This is a genomic window from Candidatus Planktophila lacus (genome assembly GCF_002288325.1).
Classification (GTDB): domain Bacteria; phylum Actinomycetota; class Actinomycetes; order Nanopelagicales; family Nanopelagicaceae; genus Planktophila; species Planktophila lacus.
Window position 1 is genome coordinate 396754 of the sequence record NZ_CP016780.1, and the last position, 14201, is coordinate 410954.

Annotated in this window: 13 protein-coding genes and 1 tRNA gene; all 14 read left to right on the forward strand. The window is 49.2% G+C overall.

Annotated features, from left to right (window positions below):
- Positions 1-23 precede the first annotated feature (23 nt).
- The 14 genes from A1sIIB106_RS01995 to A1sIIB106_RS02055 all read left to right on the forward strand — a co-directional run bounded on the left by A1sIIB106_RS01995 (position 24) and on the right by A1sIIB106_RS02055 (position 14170).
- Positions 24-806: an electron transfer flavoprotein subunit beta/FixA family protein gene (locus tag A1sIIB106_RS01995; protein ID WP_095677196.1), complete on the forward strand. Its 783-nt coding sequence runs from the start codon at positions 24-26 to the stop codon at positions 804-806.
- On the forward strand, positions 803-1756 hold the full coding sequence (locus tag A1sIIB106_RS02000) for an electron transfer flavoprotein subunit alpha/FixB family protein (protein ID WP_095677197.1): 954 nt from the start codon (positions 803-805) through the stop codon (positions 1754-1756). The genes A1sIIB106_RS01995 and A1sIIB106_RS02000 overlap by 4 nt, the downstream gene beginning before the upstream one ends.
- Before the next feature lie 26 nt (positions 1757-1782).
- Positions 1783-2916, forward strand: coding sequence for a cysteine desulfurase family protein (locus A1sIIB106_RS02005; RefSeq protein WP_095677198.1), 1134 nt, complete (start codon positions 1783-1785; stop codon positions 2914-2916).
- Positions 2913-3986, forward strand: coding sequence for a tRNA 2-thiouridine(34) synthase MnmA (gene mnmA, locus A1sIIB106_RS02010; protein WP_095677199.1), 1074 nt, complete (start codon positions 2913-2915; stop codon positions 3984-3986). The genes A1sIIB106_RS02005 and mnmA overlap by 4 nt, the downstream gene beginning before the upstream one ends.
- Positions 3983-6007: an NAD-dependent DNA ligase LigA gene (ligA, locus tag A1sIIB106_RS02015; RefSeq protein ID WP_095677200.1), complete on the forward strand. Its 2025-nt coding sequence runs from the start codon at positions 3983-3985 to the stop codon at positions 6005-6007. Before mnmA ends, ligA begins: the two co-directional genes overlap by 4 nt.
- A 9-nt stretch (positions 6008-6016) precedes the next feature.
- A complete protein-coding gene (locus tag A1sIIB106_RS07135; RefSeq protein WP_190276908.1) occupies positions 6017-6154 on the forward strand; it encodes a hypothetical protein in 138 nt (45 codons plus the stop codon).
- Between the two features lie 24 nt (positions 6155-6178).
- Positions 6179-6733, forward strand: a complete 555-nt coding sequence (gene nadD, locus A1sIIB106_RS02020) for a nicotinate (nicotinamide) nucleotide adenylyltransferase (RefSeq protein ID WP_095677201.1) — start codon at positions 6179-6181, stop codon at positions 6731-6733.
- Entirely contained in the window at positions 6720-7097 is a 378-nt protein-coding gene (gene rsfS / locus A1sIIB106_RS02025) for a ribosome silencing factor (protein WP_095670849.1), read from the forward strand. Before nadD ends, rsfS begins: the two co-directional genes overlap by 14 nt.
- Positions 7087-7755, forward strand: a complete 669-nt coding sequence (locus A1sIIB106_RS02030) for a histidine phosphatase family protein (RefSeq protein ID WP_095677202.1) — start codon at positions 7087-7089, stop codon at positions 7753-7755. Before rsfS ends, A1sIIB106_RS02030 begins: the two co-directional genes overlap by 11 nt.
- Before the next feature lie 21 nt (positions 7756-7776).
- Positions 7777-7849 (forward strand) — tRNA-Ala (locus tag A1sIIB106_RS02035).
- 48 nt (positions 7850-7897) lie between these two features.
- Positions 7898-8812, forward strand: a complete 915-nt coding sequence (locus A1sIIB106_RS02040; protein ID WP_095677203.1) for an oxidoreductase — start codon at positions 7898-7900, stop codon at positions 8810-8812.
- Positions 8813-8831: 19 nt separating this feature from the next.
- Positions 8832-11312 (forward strand): leucine--tRNA ligase, encoded by a 2481-nt coding sequence (gene leuS / locus A1sIIB106_RS02045; protein WP_095677204.1) that lies wholly within the window; start codon positions 8832-8834, stop codon positions 11310-11312.
- 69 nt (positions 11313-11381) lie between these two features.
- A complete protein-coding gene (locus tag A1sIIB106_RS02050; protein ID WP_095677205.1) occupies positions 11382-11996 on the forward strand; it encodes a ComEA family DNA-binding protein in 615 nt (204 codons plus the stop codon).
- A gap of 62 nt (positions 11997-12058) precedes the next feature.
- Complete coding sequence (locus A1sIIB106_RS02055; protein WP_095677842.1) at positions 12059-14170, forward strand: ComEC/Rec2 family competence protein; 2112 nt, start codon at positions 12059-12061, stop codon at positions 14168-14170.
- Positions 14171-14201: the final 31 nt, after the last annotated feature.

Sequence of the window (14201 nt, forward strand, 5' to 3'; positions counted from 1 at the left end):
TACTGGTCGGTAACATCTGCGCTATGAAGATCGCCGTATGCGTAAAGCAGGTTCCAGATTCATGGGCCGAGAAGAAGATGGTCAATGGAGTACTCGATCGCGAAAGTGTTGATGCAGTACTTAATGATCTTGATGAATATGCCGTTGAAGAAGCGCTGCGTATCGCAGAAGCTCACGGCGGCAATGAAGAGGGCGGCGCAAATACCGTCACGGTGATTTCGATGGGGCCAGAACGCGCAACTGAAGCAGTTCGCAAAGCGCTTTCAATGGGTGCAAACGATGCAATCTTGGTAACTGATGGCGCGCTCGCCGGTGCAGATGCGCTTTCAACATCTGCAGTTCTCGCCAAAGTGATTTCAGATGGCGGCTATGACTTAGTAATTTGTGGAACTGAATCAACTGATGCGCGCATGAGCGTTGTACCAGCGATGATCAGCGCTCGCCTAGGTTGGGCGCAGTTAACTTTTGCTTCCAAGGTAACCGTTGATCCTGCAGGAACAGTTGCAATTACCCGCGTTACAGAAGCTGGCGTAGATGAAATCTCTGCGGCATTTCCTTGCGTGATTAGCGTTGTTGAGAAGATCAACGAACCGCGTTACCCATCATTTAAAGGAATCATGGCAGCGAAGAAGAAGACAATTGAGCAGAAGGATTTAGCAGCAGTTGGCGCCAGTGCACAAAACGCTTGGTCACAAGTAAGCGATGCAACCCCGCGCCCACCACGCGCTGCAGGTTTGAAAGTAACCGATGAAGGTAGCGGCGGAGAAGCGCTAGTTAACTTCCTAGCAGAGAAGAAGTTGATATGAGCAAAGTATTTATCCTCACTGATTTTTCAGGTGAAAAGGCGAGCAAAACAACGGCAGAGCTAGCAACTGCTGGAGCGCGTATTGGTTCAGTAACAGCAGTTGTTCTTGCTGCCGCAGGTAAAGGGGCAGCGCTTGCTGCAACTGTAAATCAAGGTCCGATCGCCAACGTCTTGGTTGTTGAATCAGATGACTTCGCACAATTTGGTGTTGCTGCATCTGCTGATGCTCTAGCAAACTTGATCAAAGAGAACTCCCCAACTGCGGTTCTGATTGCATCTCATGCCTTCGGTAAAGAAGTCGCTGCCCGCGTTGCAGTACTTACTGAATCCGGCATCATCACAGATGCCGTGGATGTCTCAGCAGATGCCACTGCAACACAGTTGGTATTCGGCGGTTCAACAACAGTTCACTCAAAGGTTTCTCACGGAACACCAATCATCACAGTTCGCCCAAATAGCGTGGAAGCAGATCTAACTGCTGCAACTCCTGCAATCGAAAACGCGACTGCTGCTATTTCAGATGCGGCGAAGAAATCTAAGATCTCCTCATCGCAACCTCCTGTTAAGGGTGGACGTCCTGAGTTAACGGAAGCAAATATCGTTGTTTCAGGTGGTCGCGGTACAAATGGAGATTTCGCAGCGGTTGAAAAATTCGCTGACGAACTCGGCGCCGCAGTTGGTGCATCGCGTGCGGCAACTGATGCCGGTTGGTATCCACATTCACACCAAGTCGGACAGACCGGCAAGAGCGTTAGCCCACAGTTATATGTGGCTTGCGGAATTTCAGGTGCGATCCAACACCGCGCAGGTATGCAGACATCTAAGACGATCGTCGTCGTAAATAAAGATCCTGAAGCACCGCTCTTTGATATCGCAGATTTCGGCGTTATCGGCGATCTCTTCAACGTATTGCCGCAGGCTACGCAGGGCATCTCAGCGAAAAAGGGTTAATTACCGTCGTCAACTAGACTGCTCCAATGAGCGTCTACCTAGATCATGCGGCAACTACGCCGATGGCTGATGCTGCGATTGCAGCGATGACTAGCTCACTCTCCAAGATTGGCAACCCTTCGTCACTTCACACACAGGGGCGCGCGACTCGAAAAGATGTAGAAGATGCGCGCGAAGTGATAGCCAAGGCCGTTGGCGCGTTGCCTTCCGAAATTATCTTTACCGGTTCTGGAACCGAAGCAGATAACGCGGCAATAAAAGGTTTGTTCTGGAAATCTGGCAAGAAAGTAATTGTGATCAGCGCCGTTGAACACCACGCGGTTCTAGATCCGGCGCGCTGGTTGGTCGAACATGAGGGCGCAGAGCTAATTGAAATTCCCGTCACCAAGACAGGTCTCATTGATTTAGATTTCCTAAAAAAGTTAATCACAAAGCGCGGCAACGAGATCGCTTTGATTTCAGTTATGCACTCCAATAACGAGACTGGTGTAATTCAACCGGTTGGCGAAGTTGTAAAGATCGCCGGAGATATTCCAGTTCACACTGATGCGGTTCAATCATTTACCAAGACGCCACTTTCTTATAAAGATCTCGGCGTTATGTCGATGGCGCTGAGCGCACATAAAGTTGGTGGACCACTTGGCATCGGAGTCCTAGTGCTTCGGCGCGCCTTTGAAATTCCTGCGCTCTTGCATGGCGGGGGACAAGAGCGCGAAATTCGCAGCGGAACTTTAAATGCGCCATCGATCGTCGCCTTTGCCGCAGCTGTAGAAAGTTCAAATTACGATTCTGCGCGAGTAAGTGCCCTACGCGATCGATTTGAAAGTGGGCTACGCACGTCAGTGCCTGATGCTTATATAAATGGTGTGGATGCACCGCGCCTGCCTGGAATCACCAACGTCACCTTCCCCGGAACACAGAGCGATTCTCTTCTCTTGTTAATGGACTCTGAAAAAGTTTCTTGCTCAACAGGTGCTGCTTGCAGCGCAGGCGTGCACCGCCCCAGCCATGTATTACTTGCAATGGGCCACACCGAAATAACTGCACAATCATCACTACGTTTTTCTTGCGGCGCAACCTCAACCGAATCCGATATCGATTTCGCCTTATCCGTACTTCCCACCGTTATAAATCGCGGCAGAGCGGCGGCCTCCAAATGAAGATAATCGCAGCCATGAGCGGCGGCGTTGATTCTGCAGTTGCCGCAGCGCGCGCAGTTGAAGCCGGCCACGAAGTAATTGGTGTGCATTTAGCTTTAGCTTCAAATCCACAAAAATATCGTTCTGGTGCGCGCGGTTGTTGCACCATTGAAGATTCACACGATGCCCGTCGCGCTGCCGACAAGATCGGTATTCCTTTCTATATCTGGGATATGGCCGAAGAATTTCATCAAGGCGTTGTTGAAAACTTCCTCGCTGAATATGCGGCAGGTCGCACACCTAACCCATGTCTGCGTTGCAACGAGAAGATTAAATTTGCCGCAGTGCTTGATCGCGCAAAGGCGATGGGATTTGATGGCGTTGTTACTGGACACTATGCGCGCACCCAAGAAGGTCCGATGGGCCGAACCTTGCACCGCGCAATTGATCCGCTAAAAGATCAATCGTATGTTTTAGCAGTTTTAAACACCGAACAAATTAGCGGTGCGATCTTTCCATTAGGCGATACCGAAAAAGTTGATATACGTATTGAAGCCGAAGCCCGTGGGTTAGCAGTTGCCCAAAAACCTGATAGCCACGATATTTGTTTTGTTCCATCCGGTGATAACGCTGGTTGGCTGCGCGATCGTTTAGGAAGTGAAACAGGTCCGATCGTTGATCAATCGGGCACAAAGATCGGCGAACATAAAGGCGCTTACACATACACAATCGGCCAACGCAAAGGCTTGGGACTTAACGTTCCTACCGCCGATGGTTCACCGCGCTTTGTATTAAAGATCGAACCAGTTACAAATACTGTGGTTGTTGGATCTCGTGAAGAGCTAGCAGTTAGCCAGTTGCAAGGTGAGAAAACCATTTGGTGCGGTCCAGCCATTGATGAGAAACCACTTCGCGGTTTTGTTCAGGTTCGCGCCCATGGTGCACCACTTGATTGCACTTATTACTACGCAGATGACCGTTTGGTTGCAGATCTAGATAAGCCGCTACTTGGTATCGCCAATGGCCAAGCGATGGTTATTTACGATGGTGATCGTGTGGTGGGTTCAGCAACAATTTGCGAGAGCGCATGAGCAACCAAGCACGCCACCGCATTACCGAGTTAACAAATGAAATCCGCGATCACCAATTTAAATATTATGTTTTAGATGCTCCAGCAATTACCGATGCGCAATTTGATGCGCTGCTAAAAGAGTTAGGGGCGCTAGAAGCCAAACATCCTGAGCTCCTTGCGCCTGATTCACCATCACTAGGCGTTGGTGGGGGATTTGCAACGACTTTTGATCAACACGATCACATCGAAAAGATGATGAGCCTTGATAACGTCTTTGATACCCAAGAGCTCGCCGCATGGTTTGATCGCGTTGAAAAAGAGATCGGCGAAACTTCTTATCTCTGCGAGTTAAAGGTAGATGGCCTTGCGATCAACTTACTCTTTGAAGATGGCCAGCTAACCCGCGCACTAACTCGCGGCAATGGTGTTACTGGTGAAGATGTGACGCTTAACGTTAAAACTATTAAGGGTTTGCCACACGCGCTAAGCGGCAAGAAAGTGCCAACCCGTATTGAAGTCCGTGGCGAAGTCTTCTTCCCGCTGGCAGCCTTTCAAGAGTTAAATGATGGTTTAGAAGAATCCGGTAAGTCACTCTTTGCCAATCCTCGAAATGCGGCCGCTGGTTCACTTCGCCAGAAAGATCCACGCGTTAGCGCATCTCGCCCACTTAGCGTTGTTGTGCACGGAATCGGTGCACGTGAAGGACTTACCTTTACCGAACAATCTGCAGCCTATGAAACTTTAAAAGGCTTAGGGCTACCTACAAGTGAGCGCTTTAAAGTCTGTGGTTCGCGCACAGAAGTTGAGAAATTCATTGAGTATTACAACGAACATCGCCACGATGTTGAACACGAGATCGATGGAGTGGTTATCAAAGTAGATTCAATTGCAGAACAAGAAAAACTCGGCTTTACATCTCGCGCACCGAAATGGGCGATCGCCTATAAATATCCTCCTGAAGAAGTCACCACAAAGTTATTAGATATTAAGGTCAGCGTTGGTCGCACTGGCCGTGTAACACCTTTTGCATATATGGAACCTGTCAAAGTTGCTGGATCAACGGTTACCAATGCGACCTTGCATAACGCGCAAGAAATCGAACGCAAAGGTGTTTTGATTGGCGATGTTGTGATTATTCGTAAAGCCGGCGATGTCATTCCTGAAGTCCTCGGCCCAGTTCTTGATAAGCGCACCGGTAAAGAGCGCGCCTTCGTTATGCCAACGCAATGCCCTGATTGCGGTTCTGCGTTGCGTGCGATCACTGAAGGCGATGTTGATATTCGCTGCCCAAATACCCAGAGCTGCCCAGCGCAGTTACGTGAGCGCATTTACTACATCGGCTTACGTGCCGCGCTAGATATTGATGTGATGGGTTATGAAGCAGCAAACGCTTTGCTAACCGATGCGATCATCGTTGACGAATCAGATTTATTTGGCTTAACCACAGATAAGTTAATGCGCTCTGAATTCTTTACCAAGAAAGATGGCAGCGCGGGAAAGAATATTGAAAAGTTACTGGCCGCTCTGGAAGAGGCGAAGTCACGTCCACTTTGGAGGGTAATAGTTGCGCTCTCTATTCGCCACGTAGGACCAACGGCTGCGCAAGCGTTAGCAAATACCTTTGGCGATATGCACGCGATCGCTAAAGCAAATGCTCAAGAACTCGCCGATATTGATGGTGTTGGCGAAACAATTGCCCAGTCAATCATTGAATGGTTTGCTATTGATTGGCACCGCGAAATTATTAAGAAATGGGAGAAGGCCGGAGTATTCATGCAGGCGCAAGCAACCGCTGATCTTCCGCAAACTTTGGCAGGACTTACCTTTGTCGTAACTGGCGGGCTAGAGAAATTCACACGCGATTCGATCGCCGAAACAATTACCGCCCACGGCGGAAAACCTGCTAGTTCGGTCTCTAAGAAAACAGATTATGTCTTGGTCGGCACAGATCCTGGTTCCAAGTTGGCCAAGGCCCAAGAACTCGGCGTCACCATCATCGATGAGGCGCGCTTTTTAGAGTTACTAGACGGGCGGGGGTAGTCTGTACCCATGATCAACCAATCGGCTTTGACCAACCTAGCTTCTGAAACCGTACGCGAACTTCCTGCATCTCCAGTTGCTTTCGGCGTCGGCACATTTATCGTCTTTGTAGTCTTTCTCTATCTAGTACTTCGTCTAGATCAATAATTTTTCTCACTAGGGAAATTTCATTTGGCAAAGATCGCTATCTACGGCGGAACATTTGATCCTATTCATTTAGGTCACCTTCACGTAATTACCGAATTATTAACTCGCGAGATAGCAGATCGAATTCTTTTAGTTCCAGCAGGGCAGCCCCGCTTGCGAGATCAAAAACCCGTTGCTGCAGGTTCAGATCGTCGCGCAATGTGCCAGGCAGCGTTAAAGGATTTAGCTCCTGAAATTGCTAGCCGCGTAGAAGTAAATCCAATTGAAATTCTGCGCTCCGGCCCGAGTTACAGCATCGATACCGTCTTCGCTGTTGCCCAGACTTATCCGGGAGATCAAATACTTTTGATTTTAGGCACAGATGCCTTTAGCAAGATCGCAGATTGGCATCGCAGCAAAGAATTACAGGATATGGTCGACTTCATTGTTATCGATCGCCCAGACTTTCCAGGTTCGCCGAATCTGGATATCAATGCGCTCAACGTATCTGCAACTGCGGTACGCGCTGGTGAGATAGAAAGTGTTTCACCGCAGGTAGCCGCTTATATAAAGGAGCACAACCTCTATGCCAGCAAGTAAGAGCGTTACAGAGTTAACTCAAGTTGCAGCCCGCGCTGCCGCTGAAAAATTTGGCACGGAGATGATCGCTATCGATCTTTCAGATCAGATGGTTCTCTCAGAAGTATTTCTCATTATTACCGGTGCAAATATCCGCCAAGTCGATGCCATTGCAGATGAGGTTGAAGAAAAACTCCGTTTGATTGGTGAGAAGCCGGCCCGCCGTGAAGGCACCGACGAATGGGTGTTGCTTGATTATTCAGATCTAGTTGTGCATATCCAAAGTAGCGAACTACGCCGTTATTACATGCTCGATCGCCTCTGGAATGATTGCCCAACAATTGAACTCGATGTCGTAAAGGAAACTGTGGCAGATGGCAGGTAAGAACAATCGCATTCTTCTCTGGCGCCATGGCCAGACTGATTGGAACGTTGTAAACCGTTTTCAGGGACACTCTGATATCGAGTTAAATAGCGTTGGAATTTATCAAGCACAGCTTGCCGCACCGATTATCGCTGGCATGGAACCAACTGCAATTTTAAGTAGTGATCTATCACGTGCTCGCGTTACCGCATCAAAACTTGGCGAGATCGTAAATATGGAAGTACTAGTTGACGAACGTTTACGTGAAACCAACGGCGGACACTGGGAAGGTAAGACCGGTGCGGAAAACCGCGCTGCAGATCTGGAAAATTTTGTTCGTTGGATCGATGGCAACGATAACCCTGCTGGAACTATTGGTGAGAGTCGGAGCCAAGTTGCAGCTCGCGCAAGTGCAGCAATCGATGAGTTCTTAGGCGATAAAGAGAATCAATTAATTGTTGTTGCAACTCACGGTGGTACTGCGCGTTGCTTAATTGGCCATTATCTACATCTACCGATGGCGCATTGGGGAAAGATCGGCGGGCTTTCAAATGCGCGCTGGTCTATTTTGCAGACTAGCCCTAAGGGTTGGCACTTAGCCGAACATAACGCCGGCTCTATCTTGGAGCCAGTATTCGGTGAAGAATCTGGCGCTGATGTGCCAGATCACGTGCGCTAGAGTTACCCTCTCGTACAGCACGGGGATATGGCGCAGTTGGTAGCGCGCTTCCATGGCATGGAAGAGGTCAGGGGTTCGAATCCCCTTATCTCCACTCAAGTTATTTAAAATATTTAATTTAAATGAAAAGAATGGAAAGTAAATGTCTATCGTCACCACAATTCCACGTGGCTGGAGCGCTTCCGACATTGGTGATCTCACCGGGAAATCATTCTTAATCACAGGTGGCACCAGCGGTATCGGTAAAGAGACTGCGCTAGAACTTGCTCGCGCAGGTGCTCACGTAACAATCACTGCACGTGATGCCGCCAAAGGCGCTGCAGTTGTCGCTGAGATCGCTAAAGAACGCGTTGATTTCAAGCTACTTGATTTGGCCGATCTAGCATCGGTTAAGAAATTTGCTAAGGAATTTACTAAGCCAGTTGATGTGCTGATTCTTAACGCAGGCGTTATGGCTACGCCATTTTCGCTAACTAAAGATGGTTTTGAAATGCAGATGGGTACCAATCACTTAGGCCATTTCGCACTTACTGGTTTACTGCGTGAGAAAGTTAGCGAAAGAATCGTTGCCGTTTCTTCACAGATGCATCGCGCCGCCCGCATCTCCGGAATTACCTCAGATGAGCTACGCAATCGCTCTCGCGGAATCGGCGCCTATAACCCTTGGTCGGCATATGCCTTAAGCAAACTTGCTAACTTACTTTTCATCCATGAATTCGAACGTCGCAGCAATCGCAATGGCTGGAATATCGAAGCAGTGGCTGCTCACCCGGGTTATGCCGCAACCAATTTAATAAGCGGAGCATCTGTGCAAGATCGCGCTGGTGCACTTGCAAATGCGATATTTGCACAGAGCGCCGGACGTGGTGCGCTACCAACGCTCTGCGCCGCAACTTATCCGGGGCTATATGGCGCCTCATATATCGGGCCTGATGGATTTATGGAGATGCGTGGTAATCCAAAACTCACCCGCGCCGCGGCAATTGCATATGATCAACAAATAGCTGCGCAATTATGGAGCGTTAGCGAAGAACTGACTGGCGTTACTTGGGGCTAAAGCCCGATAAACTAAGTTAATGACCACTCCACGCGATGAACAAACGCATGCTGCGTATGACTTCGCCTATGTGCAAGAAAAGTGGCTTCCAGTTTGGGACAAGTTAGAACCATTTAAATCAGGTCGCGCAGGCGATCTGCGCCCTAAGAAATATGTCTTGGATATGTTTCCTTATCCCTCTGGTGATCTACATATGGGCCACGCTGAGGCATATGCACTTGGCGATGTAATCGCGCGTTACTGGATCCAAAAAGGTTTTAACGTCATGCACCCAATCGGTTGGGATGCCTTCGGTCTACCTGCTGAAAACGCTGCCATTAAGCGCAATGAAGATCCGCGCATCTGGACCTACGAAAACATTGCGACGCAGAAAGCATCGATGCGTCGCTATGCCTGTTCTTTCGACTGGGATCGCGTCTTTAACACTTGCGATCCTGAGTACTACAAATGGAACCAATGGTTATTTATCGAACTTCACAAGCGCGGTCTTGCTTACCGTAAAGATAGCGCCGTTAACTGGTGTCCAGGCTGTCAGACAGTTCTTGCCAACGAGCAAGTTGTTGCTGGCCTTTGCGAACGTTGCGATACTGCAGTAACTAAGAAGAAGTTGAACCAGTGGTACTTCAAGATCACCGATTACGCCGATCGTTTGCTCGATGATATGAAAAAACTCGAAGGTAAGTGGCCAGATAAAGTCCTTACGATGCAGCGCAACTGGATCGGTCGCTCACAAGGTGCCAACGTTAACTTCGTTATCGAAGGCCGCACAGAACCTGTAACGATTTACACAACCCGCCCAGATACTTTGTACGGCGCTACCTTTATGGTCGTTGCTGTTGACTCTGAGCTCGCGGCAGAACTTGCTAGCGGCACACCTGCCGAAAGTGAATTTAAAACGTATCTTGAATCCGTAAAGGCTGCCTCTGATATTGATCGCCTGGCAACAGATCGCCCAAAGAGCGGTGTCTTCTTGCAGCGTTATGCGATCAACCCAGTAAATGGTGAGAAGTTACCGATCTGGGTATCTGATTATGTTTTAGCTGATTACGGAACCGGTGCGATCATGGCCGTTCCAGCGCACGATCAACGCGACTTAGATTTTGCCCGTGCAATGAAACTTCCAGTGCGCGTTGTTGTACAAAGCGATGAAGAAGATCCAAGCGTTTCAGGCGTTGCCACAACTGGCGATGGCAAGATGATTAATTCAGGCTCTCTAAATGGACTTAACAAAACAGATGCAATATCTGCAATCAATAAGCAGTTAGAGGCAGATGGACTCGGAAAATCAGCGCGCAATTACCGTCTGCGCGATTGGCTGGTTTCGCGCCAGCGTTACTGGGGCACACCAATTCCAATCGTTCACTGCGAAAAGTGCGGCGAAGTTCCAGTTCCCGCAGATCAATTACCTTTAACGCTTCCTGATGCTAAAGGTCTTGATCTAAAGCCAAAGGGTCAATCACCACTTGCTGCGGCAACTGATTGGGTAAATACCTCTTGTCCAAAGTGTGGCGCAGCAGCGCTTCGCGATACCGACACCATGGATACCTTCGTTGATTCTTCTTGGTACTTCCTGCGTTATCCATCTTCAACTAACCATAACGAACCATTCTCACGCGCCGATATCGATACCTGGTTGCCAGTTGATCAATATGTTGGTGGCGTAACCCATGCAATCTTGCACCTGCTTTATTCACGTTTCTTCACAAAAGTTTTGCATGACATCGGAATGCTTGGCTTTACCGAACCATTTACCCGCCTGCTAAATCAAGGCATGGTTGTTATGGATGGTTCTGCGATGTCGAAATCACGTGGCAACTTGGTTCGTCTCTCTGATGAACTCGAAAACCATGGCGTCGATGCGATCCGTTTATCAATGGTCTTCTCAGGTCCGCCTGAAGATGATGTTGATTGGGCCGATGTTTCACCATCTGGTTCGGTTAAATTCTTAAGTCGCGCTTGGCGTTTATCGGGCGATGTCACATCAAAGCCGGGCGTTGACTTCGCATCTGGCGATATCGCACTTCGTAAAGCAACGCATAAAGCTTTGCACGATGCCGCATTCGCCGTTGAATCCTTCCGCTTTAACGTTGCCATCGCGCGCGTTATGGAGTTAGTAAATGCAACGCGTAAGGCGATTGATTCAGGTCCAGGAGCTGCAGATCCTGCAGTTCGTGAAGCAGTTGAAGCAATTGCGATCATGCTCTCACTTGTTGCTCCATTTACCGCTGAAGAAATGTGGGATCGCCTAGGCCATAAGCCAGCGATTGCAACTGCCGGATGGCCAGTTGTGGATGAAAAACTATTGGTTGCAGATGCTGTGGAAGCTGTTATTCAGATCAACGGCAAGATCAAAGAGCGCATCGAAGTTCCACCAACAATTACCGATGCCGAGATCGAAGCGTTAGCGCTAGCCCACCCAACAATTGCCGCTGAGTTAAATGGTGCAACGCCGAAGAAAGTTATCGCGCGCGCTCCAAAGATCGTAAATATCGTTCTTTAGATCGTTATTTAGCCACAACCTACTTATCTTCTTTTATCAACAAAGTTAAAGCCCTGCACAATCTGGGCCATGAATTCCATACTTGAAAACTTTCGCTCCTGGTGGAGCCATATCTCCTTCACCTCGCCCCAGAAACGCTCACTGCTCGCGCTTTCTGCAATTGTTGTTGCAACATCTGCCTTCTTTGTAGTCCGCGGCACTTCGCAAGAAATCGAAGTCGTTGCACCTGAATTAACTATGGTCGAAAGCGTTGCGCAGGTAACCGTTGATGTCGCAGGCGCTGTTACAAAACCCGGCGTTTACTCACTGCCAATTAATTCGCGAGTAATCGATGCGATAAAGGCGGCCGGAGATACCGTAAAGGGCGCTGATGTTTCAGATATAAATCTGGCACGGATTATTAAAGATGGCGAACAGGTTTACATATATCCACCGCAGAAAGGTGGCAGCGCTGCGCGCGTATCGCCACAGCGCGCCAAGGCGAAGGTAACCGGCCCAATCTCGCTAAATCGCGCCAGTGCAAAAGAGCTCGAGACACTTGATGGAATCGGCCCCGTACTTGCCGCGCGCATCGTTGCCTATCGAAAAATAAATGGCCCGTTCTTAACAGTTGAAGATCTGCTTAAGGTCTCTGGTATAGGGACTGCTAAATACGGACAATTTAAAGAGAAGTTACGCGTCTAATTGATTACCGCGCCCTAGCTTTGGGAGGCGCGGTTTGGGTTGGTGCACTTACGCAAAGTTGGATGGCGCCGTGGCGAATTTCTCTCGGCGCCATCTGCTTTGTTTTGCTGGCGCTTTCGCAGAAGAAGCGCCGGGTAATCGTTCTGGTAATTGCGCTGACTTTGGGTTCAGTGGTTATGTCGATGCGCCAGCAGAGTCTGGAATCGAGCGCGGTTGCCAATTACTTTCAAAGTACCGTTGAAGTAAAGGCGCTAATAACTACCGATCCGCAGCGCACCGCCAAGCGCGTCAGCGGACAGATCTTCCTGCCACCGAGCTTTAGCTTTCTAGCATCGCTACGGCAGATTGATAGTGGCAGCGAAAAATTCAATCTGCGAACTCCAGTGCGGATTATTACCTCCGATAAGAGCGTGGTTGGCTTGCTTCCAGGTCAGTGGATTTCTTTAAGCGCCAGTGTCTTAGAGAGTAAAGAGGCGCGCACTGGTGCGCTCTTGATTGCACGCGGTTCGGTTACAGCAACTACCGAAGCAAGTTCATGGGCAAAATCTTTAGCGGCGATCCGTTTAGGACTTCGCAACGCAAGTGGTTCAGGAGATGGCGCATCGCTTATCCCCGGAATGGTTCTGGGGGATACCTCACTGCAGAGCGATCAATTCAAGAGCGATATGCGTAGATCTGGGTTAACGCATCTAGTAGCAGTAAGTGGTGCCAACTTTGCGATCGTTTCGGCATTTGTCTTATGGTGCATGCAATTTCTCTTTCGCAGTATGCGCTTTCGCATTATTGCCACTGCGATCGCGCTTATTTGTTTTATCGCACTGGTTCGTCCTTCACCATCCGTTCTGCGTGCTGCAGCAATGGCTGCGGTATTACTTATCTCTTATGGAACCAGGCGCGGTGCTGATTCATTGCCGGCGTTGGGATTTGCGATCGCACTTGTTGTAGTTGGCGATCCCTGGCAGGCGCGCGAACCAGGTTTTGCACTCTCAGTTCTAGCAACTGCAGGGCTGCTGCTCTATGCCCCGCGGGTTACCAATTTCTTTGCACGAGGTGTTCCGAAGTTATTGGCGCAAGCTGCTGCACCACCGATTGCAGCGATGGTCTTCTGCGCACCTGTCATCGTTGCTTTGTCGGGCTTTCTATCTCCCGCATCCTTGTTTGCAAATCTCTTTGCCGCACCTGCCGTTGCACCGATAACTATCACCGGCTTTATCGCAGCGCTGATTTCACCACTCTTTCCGCAACTTTCTACCTTGCTAATTACCTGCGTTAAACCTTTAGCGATCTGGATCGCCTGGGTTGCTGATTGGGCCGCTGGTTATCGCGTCTTAACTCTGCAGAAAGGTTTGATTGGTTTTCTAGTTATTGCAGTAGTTATTGCCCTCTTTTTGCTAGCGCCAAAGCGGTTGGTAGTAACTGTTGTTGTATTAGTGCTGAGCCTTTCTTACATGCAACGTTTTCCAGCAGGGCAGTGGCAGGTTGCTAATTGCGATATCGGACAAGGCGATGGCGCCGCGATTAACTTAGGCAACCACCGCGCAATAGTGATTGATACCGGTCCCGACCCAGAGTTGATTGATCGTTGTTTAAAACAACTCGGTGTTCGCGAGATTCCGCTTTTGATAATTACCCATGGCCATGCAGATCACATCGCGGGTTGGCCAGGTGTAACCAAGGGGCGCAAGATTGGCCTGACTTGGTATCAAAATGTAAAGCGTGGTGCACGTGCGCAATTGCAAAGCACGCAAGGCCCAGTTGATATTGAAGTCTTATGGCCAGATTCTGGAAGTTACGATCCCAATAACTCAAGTATCGCGGTGCGAATTACAACTAAGGATTACACCTTATTTGCAGGTGGCGATATGGAGCCGTTATCGCAAAGCATGATCGCATCGACTACACGCGAAGTAGATATCTATAAAGTCTGCCATCACGGTTCGGCTTATCAAGATGAGATCTTTACCAAGGCGCTTTCGCCACAAGTTGCGATGATTAGCGTTGGCGCGGGAAATAGTTATGGCCATCCAGCGCCTGCCACCCTTGAACTATTGGAGGCGACAGGCGCTAAAGTACTGCGTACCGACAGAGATGGCGCGATCGCAATTAGCGCCCGTAACCATCGCCTTAAGGTGCGAACCAGCAGATCGAAGTTAACCTTTCTCCGTTGGGAATGATTTTCTAAAATAATTTAAGTAGATGAGGAGC